Origin of the sequence: Halorientalis litorea, from assembly GCF_023028225.1 — an archaeon.
In the GTDB taxonomy this organism is placed as follows: domain Archaea; phylum Halobacteriota; class Halobacteria; order Halobacteriales; family Haloarculaceae; genus Halorientalis; species Halorientalis litorea.
The window spans coordinates 1,847,923-1,864,125 of sequence record NZ_CP095482.1 but is presented as its reverse complement, the minus strand read 5'-3'; the positions used below and the strand labels follow the sequence as shown (position 1 = coordinate 1,864,125).

The following is a 16,203-nucleotide window of genomic DNA, read 5'->3' as shown; positions in this document are numbered from 1 at the left end:
CCCCGGTCAGTCTGCCCCTTCGCCGTCCGAGCGGGCGGGCGTCGACCCCATCCGCAGGTTCACGTCGCCAGTCCCGAGTTTGATGGGCTTGCCGACGATGACGTTCTCGGTCACGCCGTTGAGGTCGTCGACCTCGCCGTGAATCGCCGCGTCGAGCAGGTGGTTGACCGTCACCTCGAACGCCGCCCGCGCGAGCACGGAGTCTTTGGACCCGGAGATACCGTGACGACCGATGGACTCGATGGTCCCGTCGTTGGTCATGATGTCGGCGACCAGCATCAGGTGGCGGATGTTCACGTCGTCGAGCCCCTGCTCTTCGAGCGTGTTCATCGTCTCCTCGATGATGGACTCCCGGGCCGCCTCGATGCCGAGGTTCCGGTGAATCTCGTGGATGTTGTTGCAGGTCGTTCGGCTGGCGTCGACGCCCTCGATGCCGAGTACGTCGCCCAGTTCGGACCCTTCGGTGTAGAGGACGAACTCGCCGTCATCGCTATCCTCCGTGTCCTCCCGGCGGATGACCACGCGGTCGATGTCCTCGATGCCCTTGAACACGATTTCCCGCAGGTCCTCGACCAACTGGAGGAGGTCACGGTAACTCGGCTCGTCGGGACCGAACTCCAGTATCGTGTCGTCGAGTTGGAGGACTTCGACGCCCAGATTCGACTCGATGGTGCCGGCGATTTCGTCCACGATGTCGCCGAGCGCGTCGACGGTCGGCCACCGCTCGCGGAGCGTGTCTGGGTTGAGGTCGACCCGCACGAGCATGTCGGCCACGTCCGTCGAGATGTCCCCGAGCGCGAGGATGCGCGTCGCCTCTATCTTCCAGACGACTTCGTGTGCGCGCTCGCGGTCGACGGCGTACTCGTCTTCGAGGTGGACGGTCATCATCGGCGTGTCCGGTTCCTTCCGGGCGTCCACGAGTTCGATGAGTCGTGGCAGACCCTGCGTCACGTCGATTTCCGCGACACCCGCGTAGTGGAACGTGTTCATCGTCATCTGAGTCCCCGGTTCCCCGATGGACTGGGCACTGACGGTTCCCACGGGGTCGAGCGGGTCCACGCGTGTGTCGATGTACCGGTTCTCGACGGCTTTGGCGATGTCGTCGGCCTGCTCGACGGTCACGCCGTCGCGGTCCTCGATGGTGCTGTACACTTCGTCCTTCAGCCGTCGCGGGAGTTCCGTGTCCTCGACGACTGCTTCGATGTCCTCGGATACGTCGTATTCAGTCATTGTATCACCTGTTGTCAGTCGTCGCTCTGGGCCATCCACCACTCGTCTGCGTGTTCCGAGAGGTTGGTCGGCTCGGCCTTCTCACCGAGGAACCGCTGTTTCTCGGTTTCGGAGGCGAACTCGGAGTCGACGATGCGGTCGGCCACTTGCTCGACGTCGATTTCGCTGTCCGCCGAGGAGGACACCTTCACCGGACTCGTCCCGTCCTCACCGAACTCGAACTGGACGACCGTATCGGATGTATCCCGGACTGTCCCGTCGTACTGAGCCTCCAGTTCCGACAGCGCGTTGATGAGCCGTCGCTGGAGGTACCCGGATTTGGACGTCCGGACCGCCGTGTCGACCAGTCCTTCGCGGCCACCCATCGCGTGGAAGAAGAACTCCCGCGGGTCCAGACCGCCCCGGTAGGAGTGCTCCACGAAGCCGTGGGCCTCCGCCGAGAGGTCGTTCGGTTTGTAGTGGCTGAGCGTCCGGTCCTCGTAGCCGCGGTTGATGCGCTCGCCCCGAACCGCCTGCTGACCGACACAGCCGGCCATCTGGGTCAGGTTGAGCATCGACCCACGCGCCCCGGACTCGGCCATGACGACGGCCGGGTTGTCGTCGTCGAAGTGTTCCCCGGCGATGTCACCGGCGGAGTCACGGGCCTTCCCGAGCGTCTGCATTATCTTCATCTCCAGCGTCTCGTCGACGGTCCGACCCGGCAGGGATTCGAGGTCACCGCGCTCGTAGGTGTCGATGAGTTCCTGCACGCGGTCGTAGGCGTTCCCGATGGCCTCGTCGATTTGGGCCTCGGCCTCCGGTTCGATGGACTCGTCGTCGATACCGATGGAGAACCCGAAGTGCATGATGGACCGCATCGCCAGCGACGCGACTTCGTTCACGAAGATGCGCGCGCGCGTCTTCGAGTACACTTTGGCGATGGTGTCGACGATTTCCCCGCCGAACGCCCCGACGGCGTCCTCGTCGATGGTCCCTTCGAGCATCTGCCCGTCCTCGATGACGACGGTGTCGCCGGCCGAGGACGTGAACTCGACGTTCAGGTCGTCGGGCAGCAGTTCCGAGAACAGCGTCTGGCCGGTCCAGTAGGCCGTTCCGTCCTCGTCCTCGCCGTCGGGTTCGGGCAGTTCGTCGATGCGCGTCGCCCGCAGGAGGTCGAGGGCTTGGGTCTCGTTGAACTGCGGGTTCTGGTTGGTCAGCAGGTACGTCCCGCTGATGTGGTCCTGAATGGCACCGATGATGTTCTCGCCGAACCGCGGGCTGAGCATCTGTTCTTGCACGCGCATCAGGACGCGGGCCTCGGCACGGGCCTCCTCGTTCTGGAGGGCGTGCATGTTCATCTCGTCGCCGTCGAAGTCCGCGTTGTACGGCGGGCAGACGGTGGTGTTCAGCCGGAACGTCTTGTACGGCATCACGACCACTTCGTGGGCCATGATGGACATCCGGTGGAGCGACGGCTGGCGGTTGAAGATGATGATGTCCCCGTCGACCAGGTGCCGGGAGACTTCCCACTCGGGTTCTATCTTCTCGGCCAACTCCTCGCAGTTCTTCTCGGTGACCTTCAGGCGACGGCCGTCCGGCCGTTTCACGTAGTTCGCGCCGGGGTGTGCCTCCGGCCCGTTGGAGACGTAGCGGCGCGCCTCCGCGAGGTTGCGCTCGTTGACGTTCATCGTCTGGGTCATCTCCGTCGCCACGCGGTCGGGCACCCCGACCTCGTTCAGCGAGAGCGTCGGGTCGGGCGAGATGACCGTCCGTGCCGAGAAGTTCACGCGCTTGCCCGACAGCGAGCCACGGAAGCGACCCTCCTTACCCTTGAGTCGCTGGGAGAGGGTCTTCAGGGGCCGCCCGGAGCGGTGGCGTGCCGGCGGCGTGCCCGAAATCTCGTTGTCCATGAAGGTGGTGACGTGGTACTGCAGCAGTTCCCAGAGGTCCTCAATGATGAGTTGGGGCGCGCCGGCCTCGCGGTTCTCCATGAACCGCTGGTTGATGCGGATGATGTCGACCAGCTTGTGGGTCAGGTCGTCCTCGCTCCGCTGTCCGTTGTCGAGCGTAATCGAGGGGCGAGCCGTGACCGGCGGCACGGGGAGGACGGTGAGAATCATCCACTCGGGCCGCGAGCGGTCGCCGTTGATGCCCAACACGCCGATGTCCTCGTCCGGGATGTCCTCGAACCAGTCCCGGATGTCGGAGGGCATCAGCTTGTTCATGTCCTCCTCGGTCAGGTCCACGTCGAGCACCCGCTCGATGGCCTTGCGGTCCTCCTCGCGGGGGCGGAACTCGCCGCTGAGGATGTCCTGAATCCGGCTCTGGTCGATGCCGGTCTCGTCGGCGAGTTCGACCGGCGAGACGCCGCGGTCGTCCTCGTCGTCGGGGTCCGGCTCCATCGCCTCGGCGATGCGGTCCGCGTACTCCGAGGACAGCACCTGTTGGACCTCGTAGTAGGTGGTCGGCTTCTCGTGGTTGATGTCGTACTGCTGTTCGCCACAGAACGGACAGTGGTCCTTCTTGCGTGCCTGTCGGATGGCGGCCTTGGTCACGTCGTTGAGGTCGTTCCCGAGTTCCCGCGTCCTGTTCAGGCGGCCCGTGAACTCCTCGCGCTCCTCGTCGTCGAGACAGAGCCGGGAGCAGGACCGACAGGTCCCGCGGAGCAGACGACGGATGAGTTTCGCGAACCCGACGTGGATGACCGGCGCGGCGAGTTCGATGTGCCCGAAGTGGCCGTTGCACGACCCGGAGTGTTTGCCGCAGGTCTTACACTCCAGTCCGGGGTCGATGACGCCGAGTCGCGGGTCCATCAGCCCCATGTCGATGGGGAAGCCGTCGTCGTCGTAGGTGTCGGCCGTGATGACCTTCGTGGCACTCATGTCGCGGTACTCCTCGGGGTTCATCAGGCCGAAGCTGAGTTTGCCGATTTTCTTGGGTGATTGGGTACTCATACTGCGTCCTCCAGTTCGATGCGCGGGGCGATGCCCAGCGCCTTCATCTCGTCCAGCAGGAGCTTGAACGCGTAGGACATCTCTATCTCGTGGATGTCGGTCTCCTCGTCACAGTTCGGGCAGTACACCCGACGCTGGTCGACGTTCTCGACGGCCGCCATGCCACAGTTGGCACAGACGTATATCTCCTCGCGGTCGGACTCGTCGAGCAGTCGCTCTTTCAGCGTCATCGCCGCACCGTGACCGATGAACACGTCCCGTTCCATCTCCCCGATACGCAGGCCACCCTCGCGGGCACGCCCTTCCGTGGGTTGGCGGGTCAGCACCTGCACCGGGCCACGCGAGCGAGCGTGGAGCTTGTTCGAGACCATGTGGTAGAGCTTCTGGTAGAAGATAGTCCCAACGAAGATGTCGGCCTCGATCTGCTCGCCGGTCACGCCCGAGTACATGACCTCCTTGCCACTGGATTTGAAGCCCTTCTCTTCGAGGCCGGCCCGGAGGTCCTCCTCGTCCTCGCCGGTGAAGGCCGTCCCGTCGACACGGCGGCCCTCCAGCGAGCCGACCTTGCCGCCGAGCATCTCCAGCACGTGGCCCACCGTCATCCGGGACGGGAGCGCGTGCGGGTTGAGGATGAGGTCGGGGACGACGCCCTGCTCGGTAAAGGGCATGTCCTCTTGGGGTGCGATGTGGCCGACGACACCCTTCTGTCCGTGCCGTGAGGCGAACTTGTCCCCGAGTTCGGGGACGCGCTGGTCACGCACCGACACCTTCGATAGCTTCGAGCCGTCCTCGCCCTCCATCAGGGTGACGGTGTCGACGATGCCGGATTCGCCGCTCCGCATCGTGACGCTCGTCTCCCGTCGCTTCTGGGGGGAGAGACCGCCCATGTCGTCCGGCTCTTCCAGAAAGCGGGGCGGACTCGTCTTGCCGAGCAACACGTCGTTCTCGCCGACGCGAGTCTCGGGGTTGACGAGGCCGTCGTCGTCGAGGTGGGTGTACGCCTCCTCGCCGCGCGCGCCGCGCACGTCGTCGTCCGGTATCTCGAAGCGGTCCTCCTGTCCGCCGGGGTACCGGCGTTCCTCGCCCTCGTAGGTACGGAAGAAGTGCGAACGGGCGAGTGCCCGGTCGACCGACCCCTGGTTGAGCACGAGTGCGTCCTCGATGTTGAACCCCTCGTAGCTCATCACGGCGACGACGAAGTTCTGTGCGGCGGGGCGTTCGTCGTACCCGATTTGCTCGGTCGTCTGGGTCTTGACCAGCGACAGCTGCGGGTAGTGCAGGAGGTGTTGGCGCGTGTCCGGCCGAATGCGGTAGTTCGCGCTCGGCAGCCCGAGTGACTGCTTTATCATCCCCGACCCCATCGTAATCCGGGGCGAGGCGTTGTGTTCGGGGTAGGGAATCATCCCGGCACCGATACCGAAGATGAGTTGCGGGTCGATCTCCAGATGCGTGTGGTCCGCGGTTACGTCGTCCTCCTCGACGGCGACGAGGATGTCTTCCTCCTCCTCGGCGTCGATGAACTCGACGTAGCCCCGGTCGACGAGTTCCTCGAACTCCAACTCCCCGGCCTTGACGGCCGCGACTTCCTCGTCGGAGATGAGGGGTTCGCCGTTCTCGACGACCAACAGCGGGCGGCGTGCCCGCCCGGCGTCGGCGTTGACGATGACCTCGCTCGTACGTTCTTTGACCGAGACGTTCACCATCTCGCTGACGTCGCCCCGGCGGCGTGCCTGCCGGATGTCGTCCGCGAGTTTGTGCGGGTCGGGATGGGTCCCGACCAGACTACCGTTGACGTATACTTTCGCTTCTCGTCCCTTGCTCATGTTAGTCGTCCGCTGGCTGCTGGTCGATAGACTCGATGCCGGGGATACCCTGCACGCCCATCGACGCGAGTTCCTGTTTGAGTGTCTGTTCGTCCTCGACGCTCTGTGACAGTTCCATCGCCTGCGCGAAGTTCTTCACGAGGCCACAGTTGGGACCCTCCGGCGTCTCGGAGGGGCAGATGCGACCCCACTGGGTCGCGTGCAGGTCACGCGCCTCGAAGTGGGGCTGGCTCCGCGAGAGCGGCGAGCGGAGGCGTCGCAGGTGCGAGAGAACCCCCATGTAGTCCGTCCGGTCCACGAGTTGTGAGACACCGGAGCGGCCGCCGACCCAGTTCCCCGTCGCGATGGGGTGTTCCAGCCGTTCGGTCAGCACGTCCGACCGCACGACGGTCGAGACGGAGAGTTGCCGGTTGCGCATGTTGGCGCGTTCGAGTTGGTACTTCACGTCGCGTGCCAACTTGTTCAGCGCGGTGCGGAACAGGTCTTTCATCAGGTCGCCGCTGACCTTCAGTCGCTTGTTCGCGTAGTGGTCCTTGTCGTCGGAGTCGCGGCGTTCGAGCGCCAACTCGAAGCAGGCCTCGGCCATCCGGCAGAGGTAGTACGCCTTGTTGATGCGGACCTCCTCCTCGTCCACGCCGTCCTCGTGGAGGTGCGGGAGGAGATACCGGTCGATGACGTAGTTGGCGCGTTTGAGTTGGTAGTTCTTGCCCTGCCCGGAGGCGACACGTTTCCCGAGTTCCTCGATGGCACCCTCGGTAGATTGGACCTCCGCAGCCTCCAGGTTCTCCAGCATGAACTTCACGATTTCCGGGTCGTCGCTCACGCGGTGGACGATTTCCTCGTCGGACTCTAGTCCGAGCGCGCGAACGAGCGTGACGAAATTGATAGACCCGGAGACAGAGGGGAAAGAGACTTCGAGAAGGCCGTCGCGCGTCCGCTCACAGAGGACGAGCGCGCGGTACCCTCGTCGCTGGCTGAACGTCTTGGCGACCTGAATCTCGTCGCCGTACTTCGTGTCGTACTCGGCGAGAATCTTGTTCGGCGCGAGGTCCTCGCTGGTCATCAGGACGCGCTCGGACCCGTTGACGATGAAGTAGCCACCGGGGTCGGCGGGGTCCTCGCCGATGTCGATGAGTTCCTCGTCGGTGAACCCGGAGATGTTACACTTGTCCGACCCGACCATGATGGGCATCCGCCCGATTTTGGTCTCGGTCTGGTCGACGACGTGTTCCTCCTCCTCGATACCGCCCTTGATGATGGCCATCTCCATGAACACCGGCGCGGCGTAGGTGATGTTCCGGAGACGGGCCTCTTGGGGGTAGAGCAGTTCCTCGCTCCCGTCGGCCTCCCGGACGCGGGGCGTGACGACCCGCACGTCGCCGAGTTCGACGAAGACGGGTTCCTCGCCCTCCTTGTCGCCGATGTCGGTGTCGATGGTCTCTTTCTCGTCGACGACTTCCTGCATTCCCCGGCCGAGGAACGCGTTGAACGACCGGAAGTGGTGTTCTGCGAGCCGTTCCCTCGAAAAGTACTCACGCGATATTTCGCGTCTGTCTTGCGTGTTCATTATTCTACCACGAGCCGATAGACGACCGCCCGGTCGGTCGTTCGGGAGTCTCGGACGATTTCGACGACGTCGCCAACTTCCGCCTCGGTCGGCACCGCCGCGTCCGTCCGCTTTATTTTCGGCAGGTCTGTGCGCTTGATGTCGTACTCGTCGAGCACGTCCTCTACAGCGTCGTCGTCGAGGACGTTGTGCTCGGGAACGAGTTCGTGTTCGCTTACGTCTACCATGTGTTGTGGCTGGACTTGCTGGAGAAAGTTGGTGTCACGAGATACTACAGCCACGTTGCGTATGCGACCATTTAAGACTTGTCAAAACACGCGGCGCACGGCTATCCGGCCCGAGCCGCCCGTGTGGCGGCGGGGGCAGAACGGGCGTTTCTACCGTTATAGATGTGAACTTCGCACAAAGGCGTTTGGGTTGGTTGAACGACAGTGGCTACCGGCACCGTCAGCCGTGGGAACCTCTCACGACGCGTCTCGGTTTGGAAAGCCTTAATACCAGAACCGGGAAAGGAGGTAATGCGTCGGCCCGGGTGGTGTAGTGGCCCATCATACGACCCTGTCACGGTCGTGACGCGGGTTCAAATCCCGCCTCGGGCGTTCTCTGACGCGAACAACACGGCGAGTACCTCGTGTACTCGCCACCGTGAGCGTCGAACCGTCGCCAGCAGGATTTGAACCACGGAAAGCCGAGCGGCGCGAGGGTTTGCATCGGGTTCAAATCCCGCCTCGGGCGTTCTCTGACGCGAACAACACGGCGAGCATTGCGTATCCGGTTCTCCGAGGAAAGACCGTGAGCGATGGCGTGGCAGTTACGAAACGCAAATACCGCTGGGGCGTGTTCTGAAGAGACAACTGCATGTTGGAGCGTCTTCAGACACAAGTCGGGAAGGAAGACCGTGACCTGACGATTCTGCGGGTCATCGTCGCGGACGGTCCCATCGGAATCGTAAAAATCGCCGAGCGGACCGGGTTGCCGGAACACAAGGTACGGTACTCGCTGCGGATGCTCGAAAACGACGAGTTCGTCGAGCCGACGCCGAACGGTGCGATACCGGCCGACGACATCGAGGAACGGCTGCGGCAGGTCAACGAAGGCGTCGACCGCCTCACCGACCGCCTCGGCGAGGTGCGGGACGCCTTCGACGGCGACGAGTAACGCGGGACGCCGGGACGAAGTTACTTAACCCGTCCGGCACACGACGGCATACGATGGGGGTCAGAGACGCCGAGGAAACGTGCGCGGCCGTCCTCGACGAGGTACAGTCGGCAGTCATCGCGAACCGGTCGTTCCTCGAAGAGGTGCTGACCGGCCTGCTCGCGCGCGGACACGTCCTCCTCGAAGACGTGCCGGGCGTCGGTAAGACACTGACAGCACGCAGTCTCGCGACCGCGTTGGGATTGGGGTTCTCGCGGGTCCAGTTCACGCCCGACTTGCTCCCGGCGGACGTGACCGGAACGAACGTCTACGACGAGCAGGACGGGACGTTCGAGTTCTCGAAGGGGCCGATATTCGGCAACGTCGTGTTAGCCGACGAGATAAACCGGGCACCGCCGAAGACCCAAGCCGCGCTGCTCGAAGCGATGGAGGAGGGGCAGGTGACCGTCGACGGGGAGACACACGAGTTACCCGACCCCTTCTTGGTGATGGCGACGCAGAACCCGGTCGAACAGGAGGGGACGTTTTCGCTGCCGGAGGCGCAACTCGACCGCTTCATGATCAAAAGCGAGATGGGGTACCCCGACCGGGACGGCGAACTCGAACTCCTCGCGCGGCGGGCCGACCGGTCGGCACAGGCTCCGTCGGTCGAACCGGTCACCGACCGGGAGGCGGTGACGGCACTCCAGGCGGCCCCGGAGTCGGTCACCGTCGAGGAGAAAGTGCGCGAGTACGTGGTCGACCTCGGGCGGGCGACGCGGGAGGATAGCCGGGTTTCGGTCGGTGTCTCACCGCGTGGCATCCAGCGGTTGTTCGAGGCCGCCCGTGCCGTCGCGGCCATCTCGGGCCGGGAGTACGTCGTCCCGGACGACGTGAAACGGGTCGCACCGGCCGTGTTCGCCCATCGACTCGTGCTCACCGCGGAGTCGAGCGTCCGGTCCGTGTCGAAGCGGACGGTCCTCGCCGAGGTTCTCGACCGGGTTCCGGTCCCCAGCGTAGACCGGTAGTTACGCCCGCAGGGTCGAGAGCAACGCGACTGCGGTGACGGCCGCGAGCGCGCCGGCGACGCCCGCCGTCGACGACATCGCGGGCGCGAGGAGTTCGTGTTCGACGACCGCATCGACGGCCATCGACGCCACGACGGCGAGGACGCCGATGCCGACACTCGCGCCGGCGTGGACGAGTTCGCCGCGCATCGTCGCCGCGCCGTCGGGCAGTTCCTCCCGCAGTCCGGTCGCGTACTCGCCGGTGTCCCAGACGAGAATCGAGAGGACGACGGCCACCACGGCGAGGGCGGCGGACCCGCCGAGGAGTGCCAGTACGAGTGCCAGCGCGAAGACGGTCCCCGCGCCGAGTGCCGGAGCGAGCGCGCGTTCGGGGACGATGGGCGAGGCACCGAGCACCAGCAGAACGGTGAGGAGGGTTCCAGCGACGACGAGGGCGGCGACGGTTGTGAGGACGACTACCGGGAAGACGCCACCGGCGAGGAGCGATTCGACGGCAGGGTGTCCGACCGCGAGTGCCTGCGCGCGGAGTCGCTCGGCCGGGACGGCGTACTCGAGCGCGACGCCGGCGACGAGCACGGCGGTGAGGACGCCGGCGGCGGCGAACCCGTACCGGCGGAAGTCGGCGTTCGAGTAGCGACGGGCACGGCGGCGGACGCGCTCGGCGAGCAGGACCGCACCGACGAGGCCGAGCCAGACGACGAGGGTGACACGGAGCCAGACGGCCGTCAGCAGGTCCGCGACGACGGCACCGACCGGTGGGCCGAACAGCCGGGCGATAGCACCCGGCGTTGCCGTCCCCGAGAGGACGGCCGCGGCGTAGAGGGCGGCGGAGACGCCGGCGGTGACGAGCGTGGCCCAGCCGAGTGCGGTCCCGACTTCGTGTGTCCGCGCGGAGACGGCGGGGCGTTGCCGCGGTGGTGCGAGTTTCGTGAACGGAAGCGTGACCACGGCGACACGGAGCGTGAACAGCGAGAGGACGATGTACAGGAGGACGGTCAGCAGCGCGAGCGACCCGGTCGGTGCGAGGAGGAGACGGGCGACGGCGAGTACGGGGTCGGGGCTGTCGACGGCGAGTCGTGTCACGAACGAGGCGTCGCCGAGGGTAGCGGCGGCAGCGACCAACCCCACCGCGAGGAGCGGCCCGAACAGGCCGAACAGGCGGCCGAACGACGTGGCCAACAGCGTCGCCGCATCGCTGGGCACGATGGTGAACGTCGCGGCGAACGCGCCACCGGCGACGAGGAGGACGGCGACCCCGGTCAGGTGACCGAGCGGCGTGGCGGCACCGGCACCGAAACCGACACCGGCCCCGAGCGCGGCAGTGAGCAACGCGGCGGCAGGCACGACGACGAACCCACCGACGAACAGCGGACGAACGCGGTCGCTGGCCAGTGCGACGAGGCCGACTGCGAAGCAGACGCCCCCGGCGGCCGCGAGCGCGGTGAGCCGGCCGCCGAACAGGCGCGCCCCGACGAGAACCACGGCCGCGAGGGCCAGCGTGCTGCTGGCCGCGTCCGAGACGTGGAGCGTCGAGAGCGTGGCCCACACCCTGTCGGAGAGTGACGACCCGCTTTCGACAGTGAGGCGGTCGGTTTCCGTCCGGGTATCGGGGTCGGCGGTCATCGTTGCCACCGCCGTTCGTGGGCCGCGAGGGTCGCCGCGAGCGCGGCGTCGAGGGTACTGTCGGGCGACCAGTCGGTGACCGGGACGCCGAGTCGGTGGAGCGCGCTCGTCCGTGCCCGGCGGCCGAGGGCCGTCGCGGCCTGTCCCGGCGTCGCGTCGTCGTCGGGCGTCGGGTCCGGGCTGAGGACGCTCACCGGGACGTGGTTCGAGACGAGCGTCTCGACGAGGGCGACCGGAACGTCGTCGACGAGCGGCGTACAGAAGACGACCTGCGTGTGGTCGGAGAGCCGCGATACCAGTTCCAGTCCACGAGCGGTCCCCGCATCCGCACCGCTCCCGTCGGTTGCGAGCGCGGCGGTCGGGCCGACCGTGTTCGAGCCGTCAGTCGGCGGCTCGTCACCGGAGACGCCGTCGAGGAGCGTCCGCACCGCGGCCTCTGTGCCGTCGTCACGGCCCGGCGTCACCCAGTCGTCGGCACCGTCGGCGGTGAGCATCGTCACCCCCACCGGGTCACCGGCGTCGGTCAGCGTCAGGAACCCGCGGGCGGCCGCGTAGACTGCCAAGTCCGTCGTGGTCGGCCCACCCCCGGGCGGGGAGACGGCGGCGGCCGCCCGGTCGTCGACGAGAAAGAGGACGCGTGCGGCCCGTTCCTCCCGGTAGGTGACGGTGGTCACCTCGCCGGTCCGGGCGAGGCGTCGCCAGTCGATGCGGTTCGTCGGGTCGCCGCGGTGGTACTCGCGAATGCCGTGGAACGCAGTACCGTCGCCCCCGGTGTCGGTCAGGTGGCGACCGGTGAGGCGAGTGTGTCTGTCCCGGAGCGGGAACTCGTCGAGCACCGTGTCACAGGTGAGCGTCGTCGCCCCGTCGGGGTCCAGACGGACCGTCTCGACGGCCGTGCCGGGGAGCGTCCGCGCCCTGAGTGTCACCGTGCCGAACTCGTGGGTCCCACGCGGTGGGAGAACCTCGTAACTGACCGTCGTCGACTCGCCGGGCCGCAGGGCGACACACGCCGCGGGCGTGCCGCCGACCACGGGGACCCCTTCCGGGACGTCGTCGACGAGACGCAGGTCCGGGGCCGTCCGGTCCCCGTCGTTGGTGACAGTCACGGCGACAGTCACGCGTTCGCCGGGGTCGCTGTGGTCGTCGCTCAGCGTCCGCTCGACCGACAGAGACGGTGTTTTCGGGGTGGTCACGGCACCGTAGAGCGCGTACACCAGCGGCGGCAGTGCCAAGACGAGAAACACGGGGTCGGCGACGAACAGGCCGACGGCACTGGCGACGAGCGTCCCGGCGAGCGCGCCCTGCCACCGTGAGACTGTCCTCATCGGTGTCCCTCCGTCGTGTCGGCGGAGCCGTCGGCGGCGACGGCGTCCGGGTCGGTGTCGGGCGTGTCGGCCCCCTCCCGTGCGGTGTCGTCACCGAGCGCGTCGATGGCCCGGAGCGTCCGAACCGTCTGTCTGTGGAACGGCCCCTCGTCCGAGAGCGCGTCCCGGACCCAGACGCGCCACGGCACGGACGGGGCCTCCGGGCCGCCGACGAACGCCGCCGCGGCAGGGTCGTCAGTCCACGTGCCGGATTCGACCGCGAGGGCGGCCGTCGACCGGTCACAGCGGGCGGCCTGTTCGTACACGTCGATAGCGAGGCGTCGGAGGTCCGACCGGACTCGGGCCTCGGCCTCGGCGGTCTGTTCGCCGACGGCACCGGCGTCCGAGAGGTGTCTGTCGAACGCGTCGCCGGCGACTGGGCCGTGAGCTTCGACGTCGTCGTTCGTGGGCATCGGCGGCAGTGAGTCGGAGCTCGACGCCCACAGCCATCGACCGGCGGTAGCGACCGCGACGAGGGACGCGACGCGCCCGAGTGACTCGACGGCAGGAACGTCCGCCAGTACCGACCGGACGGGTCCCGGGAGCAGACCCGGGGCGAACCCGGCGAGTGCGGCCAGCGCGAGTGCGACCGCACCGAGGGCGACGACGAGTGTCGTCCGAATCATCGGCTACCCCCACCGTCGGTGAGCGTCGGGTCGTCGTCCGCGTCGGCGAGTTCGCGTTCGGCCTCGGTCACGTCGTCGACGTACTCGCTCGCGTCCCGGTTGCCGTACTCGACGGCACGGACGGCGTCACGGAGCCGCCGGACTGCCGAGCGGGGGTAGCCAGCGGCGACCGCACGCCGCGCGAGTTCCCCGGGCGTCTTCGTCGTGGTGTCGGCGACCGGCACCCGTGTCTCGAACTCGCGCCACGCTCGCCGTACCGTCGCCGTCGCGTCGGCGGCGTCGGGCGTGTCGTCGGCCGCGGGCGTCTCACGTTCGACTGTCGCGTCGGTGGCGTCGAGTGCGGACGGGCGAACGCGGGCGGCCGTCGCCGTCAGCGCGGCCACGAGACCGGCCACCGCGGCCCATATCCGTCCGGGAACTGTCCCGACCGCCGGCAGCGAGAGTGTCGGGCGGGACGGAACCCCGATAGCACGGAGCGAGGAGACCCGTCGGAGGATGTCCCGAAGTGCGGTCCGGACGTGGCCGAGGCGAACGGTGGCATCGCGAGCGAAGCGTTCGCCACGGACCGCGAGGGCAATCAGCGCGGCGACGGCCCTGCCCGGCAGTCGGCGGAGTGTGACGGCGATCTGTCGGTGGAACGGCCGACCGGCGATGTCGGCGCGTCGCCACAGCCACGCCCCCGCGGCGGCGAGCGCGAGGACGAGGGCGACCAGCGCGCCGGCGGTACCGAACCGGTAGTGGACCGGCACGGTCCGGGTCAGTCCCGCGGGCGTCTCGGCGGTCAGCGTCGCGCCCGTCGCGACCGGCAGACCCACGCTAGCCCGGCCGTCGGCACCCGTCTCGGCCGTCGCGTCCCCGACGGTCAGGGTCGCCCCCTCGACCGGACGGCCGCCGTCGGTCACTGTCACCGTCACCGACAAGCCGGGCAGCGCGAACCCGGACGTGTTCACCCGAACGTCGGCGAGGCGGAGCGTCCGGTTTCCGGACGCCGCACCGCGCGTGACGGCGACCGTGGCCGTCTCGTTCACGGGTAGCGTCACCGAGCGTTCACCCGCCGCGTCCGTCCGGCCGACGCTGTTGCCGTCGAGGGTAACGTTCGCGTCGGCGACCGGTACGTCGGCGATGGTCGCGGCGACGGTCACGGACTCGCCGGGGTCCGTCTGGCCGCGCGTCTCGATGGTGATGTCGGTCGGAAGGTCGAACACGCGGCTCGCGCCGTCGGCGTCCCCGGCTGGGTCGGTGGCGTTGACCGTGACCGCACTCGCGTACGGGACCGGTCCGCGGAGCATCCCCGACGCGTTCGTTGTCCCGACCGGACGGCCGTCGAACGTCACCGCGGCGTTCGCCACGGGGTCACCCTCACGTTCGACGCGGACCGGAACCGGACGCCCCGGGACTGGGTCGGCGGCGAGCGAGATTCGGTAGGCTGTGCCCGCCGAGTCGAACGTCTCGCCCGGACTGCCGGTTTCGGCGTGGTCGTAGCTGTCGGTGTTCGTCCCGTCGTCACCGTCGGGTCCGTCGGTTGATTGCGTGTCCGTCTCCGACTCGCCAGCGGAGTCGCCCCCGTCGGCGGAGTCGCCCGTGTCCTCGCCGGTGGCCCCACCGGTGGAGCCGCTCTGTGCGGCCTGTTGGAGGGCCTCGGACTCGGAGGACAGTCGGTCGCGGCCCGGGGTCGGGTCGAAGCGGACCCATCCGGTGTCCGGGAAGTACACTTCGACCCACGCGTGGGCGTTCATGCCGCGGACGAGGTAGGTGTCGTTCCCCTGCGGTTGGCCGGTGGAGTAGCCGACGGCGTAGCGCGCCGGAATCCCCTGTGTGCGGAGCATGACGGTCATCGACGTGGCGAAGTACTCGCAGTAGCCCGCGTCCATCTCGAAGAGGAACTGGTCGACCACGTCGCCGCCGTCGTGACTGGCGTCGAGCGAGTACCGCCGATTGGCTTCGAGCCACTCCTCGATGGCGACGGCCGTCTCGTAGGGCGTGTCGGCGTCGGCGGTTATCTCGGCGGTCCGCTCGGCGACGCGGTCAGGCACCGAGTCCGGGACACTCCGGTACCGGAACCCGACGCGGTTGGGGTAGCCGGTCCCCGCGTCGCGGAGGCGCGCTTCGTCCCGCATCGGGACGCTACTCTCGACGGTGTAGGTAGTGTTCGCCGGGAGTCGTCCCGGTGCCCGAAGCGCGCCGCGGTCGGTCACCGTGACGCCGTCTGCGAAGGACGCGTCGATGTCCGTGGGCTGCCACATCGCGGGGAGTACCTGCGCGGGTTTGCGTAGGGTGTACCGCTGTTCGACGGTCCGGCGGCCGTCGGTGTCGGCGGTCGGAGACGCGGGCAGCGAGCGTGTCTCGCCGCTCAGGCCCGCGTCCCACCCGGACCCCGTGTACGTCGCGTACGCGCGCGCTCGCCAGTACCCCGGTTCCGGACTCTGCACGAGGAAGTGAGGCGTCAAGGACTGACTTCGGAGACTCTGGCTCACACCATCGGACGTGGAGCCGACACCGGTCTGTGGCCCCGCTTCGAGCGCGCCGAACGACCCGCCGTCGCCGGCCCCCCCGAAACCGCTGCCAGCAGAAGAGCTACTCGACGGCAGTCGGCCGAACAGTCCGGAAACGAACGAATCACCGCCCGTACCGGACCCGCCCGGCAGCGACGCATCCCCCGGACTGCTCCCCGGGAGGCCGTCCGATGCAGGCGACTGAGGCGTGCCCCCACCGCCCCCGGGGAGGACAGCAGCACTCAGTAATAGCCCGGCGGCGGCGAGGAGAACGACCGCGATGTGTGCCGTTCCGTGGATAGCAGACCCGTCTTCGGAAGACATTGTGAGGGCACCGTCACGACGTGGAATCTACGGTCGTGACCGCGTTGTTGTGTTCC

General features: G+C 67.5%; 11 protein-coding genes and 1 tRNA gene. 3 read left to right on the top strand and 9 right to left on the bottom strand.

The features are described from left to right. Nucleotides 1-6 precede the first annotated feature (6 nt). Genes rpoA2 through MUG95_RS10070 form a run of 5 tightly spaced genes read right to left on the bottom strand, consistent with a single transcriptional unit; the run spans nucleotide 7 to nucleotide 7,780 of the window. The gene (gene rpoA2, locus MUG95_RS10090) at nucleotides 7-1,230 is read right to left on the bottom strand and encodes a DNA-directed RNA polymerase subunit A'' (protein ID WP_247006279.1); all 1,224 of its coding nucleotides are present in this window, start codon (nucleotides 1,228-1,230) and stop codon (nucleotides 7-9) included. Nucleotides 1,231-1,244: 14 nt separating this feature from the next. After that, complete coding sequence (locus MUG95_RS10085; protein WP_247006277.1) at nucleotides 1,245-4,163, bottom strand: DNA-directed RNA polymerase subunit A'; 2,919 nt, start codon at nucleotides 4,161-4,163, stop codon at nucleotides 1,245-1,247. Then, entirely contained in the window at nucleotides 4,160-5,986 is a 1,827-nt protein-coding gene (gene rpoB, locus MUG95_RS10080) for a DNA-directed RNA polymerase subunit B (RefSeq protein ID WP_247006269.1), read from the bottom strand. Before rpoB ends, MUG95_RS10085 begins: the two co-directional genes overlap by 4 nt. A 1-nt stretch (nucleotide 5,987) precedes the next feature. Continuing rightward, nucleotides 5,988-7,553, bottom strand: coding sequence for a DNA-directed RNA polymerase subunit B'' (locus MUG95_RS10075; RefSeq protein ID WP_247006267.1), 1,566 nt, complete (start codon nucleotides 7,551-7,553; stop codon nucleotides 5,988-5,990). Then, the gene (locus MUG95_RS10070; protein WP_247006265.1) at nucleotides 7,553-7,780 is read right to left on the bottom strand and encodes a DNA-directed RNA polymerase subunit H; all 228 of its coding nucleotides are present in this window, start codon (nucleotides 7,778-7,780) and stop codon (nucleotides 7,553-7,555) included. The genes MUG95_RS10075 and MUG95_RS10070 overlap by 1 nt, the downstream gene beginning before the upstream one ends. Before the next feature lie 299 nt (nucleotides 7,781-8,079). Between MUG95_RS10070 and MUG95_RS10065 the strand changes: the two genes are divergently transcribed. From MUG95_RS10065 to MUG95_RS10055, 3 genes are all read left to right on the top strand, one after another. Continuing rightward, a tRNA-Asp gene (locus MUG95_RS10065) sits at nucleotides 8,080-8,152 on the top strand. 259 nt (nucleotides 8,153-8,411) lie between these two features. Continuing rightward, nucleotides 8,412-8,711 carry a winged helix-turn-helix transcriptional regulator gene (locus MUG95_RS10060; protein ID WP_247006263.1) on the top strand — a complete coding sequence of 100 codons (300 nt, stop codon included), beginning with the start codon at nucleotides 8,412-8,414 and terminating at the stop codon, nucleotides 8,709-8,711. Between the two features lie 53 nt (nucleotides 8,712-8,764). Then, nucleotides 8,765-9,718 (top strand): AAA family ATPase, encoded by a 954-nt coding sequence (locus MUG95_RS10055; protein WP_247006256.1) that lies wholly within the window; start codon nucleotides 8,765-8,767, stop codon nucleotides 9,716-9,718. On the opposite strand, the gene MUG95_RS10050 is transcribed toward MUG95_RS10055, so the two are convergent. Genes MUG95_RS10050 through MUG95_RS10035 form a run of 4 tightly spaced genes read right to left on the bottom strand, consistent with a single transcriptional unit; the run spans nucleotide 9,719 to nucleotide 16,147 of the window. After that, a complete protein-coding gene (locus MUG95_RS10050) occupies nucleotides 9,719-11,341 on the bottom strand; it encodes a DUF7519 family protein (RefSeq protein WP_247006255.1) in 1,623 nt (540 codons plus the stop codon). Continuing rightward, nucleotides 11,338-12,666 (bottom strand): DUF58 domain-containing protein, encoded by a 1,329-nt coding sequence (locus tag MUG95_RS10045; RefSeq protein WP_247006253.1) that lies wholly within the window; start codon nucleotides 12,664-12,666, stop codon nucleotides 11,338-11,340. The genes MUG95_RS10050 and MUG95_RS10045 overlap by 4 nt, the downstream gene beginning before the upstream one ends. After that, entirely contained in the window at nucleotides 12,663-13,331 is a 669-nt protein-coding gene (locus MUG95_RS10040; protein ID WP_247006251.1) for a DUF7269 family protein, read from the bottom strand. The genes MUG95_RS10045 and MUG95_RS10040 overlap by 4 nt, the downstream gene beginning before the upstream one ends. Then, nucleotides 13,328-16,147 (bottom strand): transglutaminase domain-containing protein, encoded by a 2,820-nt coding sequence (locus MUG95_RS10035; protein ID WP_247006250.1) that lies wholly within the window; start codon nucleotides 16,145-16,147, stop codon nucleotides 13,328-13,330. The genes MUG95_RS10040 and MUG95_RS10035 overlap by 4 nt, the downstream gene beginning before the upstream one ends. Nucleotides 16,148-16,203: the final 56 nt, after the last annotated feature.

What these genes read in the sequence shown, in the direction of transcription:
- rpoA2 (WP_247006279.1), bottom strand. Translation starts at nt 1,230, where the DNA reads ATGACTGAATACGACGTATCCGAGGACATCGAAGCAGTCGTCGAGGAC.
- MUG95_RS10085 (WP_247006277.1), bottom strand. Translation starts at nt 4,163, where the DNA reads ATGAGTACCCAATCACCCAAGAAAATCGGCAAACTCAGCTTCGGCCTG.
- rpoB (WP_247006269.1), bottom strand. Translation starts at nt 5,986, where the DNA reads ATGAGCAAGGGACGAGAAGCGAAAGTATACGTCAACGGTAGTCTGGTC.
- MUG95_RS10075 (WP_247006267.1), bottom strand. Translation starts at nt 7,553, where the DNA reads ATGAACACGCAAGACAGACGCGAAATATCGCGTGAGTACTTTTCGAGG.
- MUG95_RS10070 (WP_247006265.1), bottom strand. Translation starts at nt 7,780, where the DNA reads ATGGTAGACGTAAGCGAACACGAACTCGTTCCCGAGCACAACGTCCTC.
- MUG95_RS10060 (WP_247006263.1), top strand. Translation starts at nt 8,412, where the DNA reads ATGTTGGAGCGTCTTCAGACACAAGTCGGGAAGGAAGACCGTGACCTG.
- MUG95_RS10055 (WP_247006256.1), top strand. Translation starts at nt 8,765, where the DNA reads ATGGGGGTCAGAGACGCCGAGGAAACGTGCGCGGCCGTCCTCGACGAG.
- MUG95_RS10050 (WP_247006255.1), bottom strand. Translation starts at nt 11,341, where the DNA reads ATGACCGCCGACCCCGATACCCGGACGGAAACCGACCGCCTCACTGTC.
- MUG95_RS10045 (WP_247006253.1), bottom strand. Translation starts at nt 12,666, where the DNA reads ATGAGGACAGTCTCACGGTGGCAGGGCGCGCTCGCCGGGACGCTCGTC.
- MUG95_RS10040 (WP_247006251.1), bottom strand. Translation starts at nt 13,331, where the DNA reads ATGATTCGGACGACACTCGTCGTCGCCCTCGGTGCGGTCGCACTCGCG.
- MUG95_RS10035 (WP_247006250.1), bottom strand. Translation starts at nt 16,147, where the DNA reads ATGTCTTCCGAAGACGGGTCTGCTATCCACGGAACGGCACACATCGCG.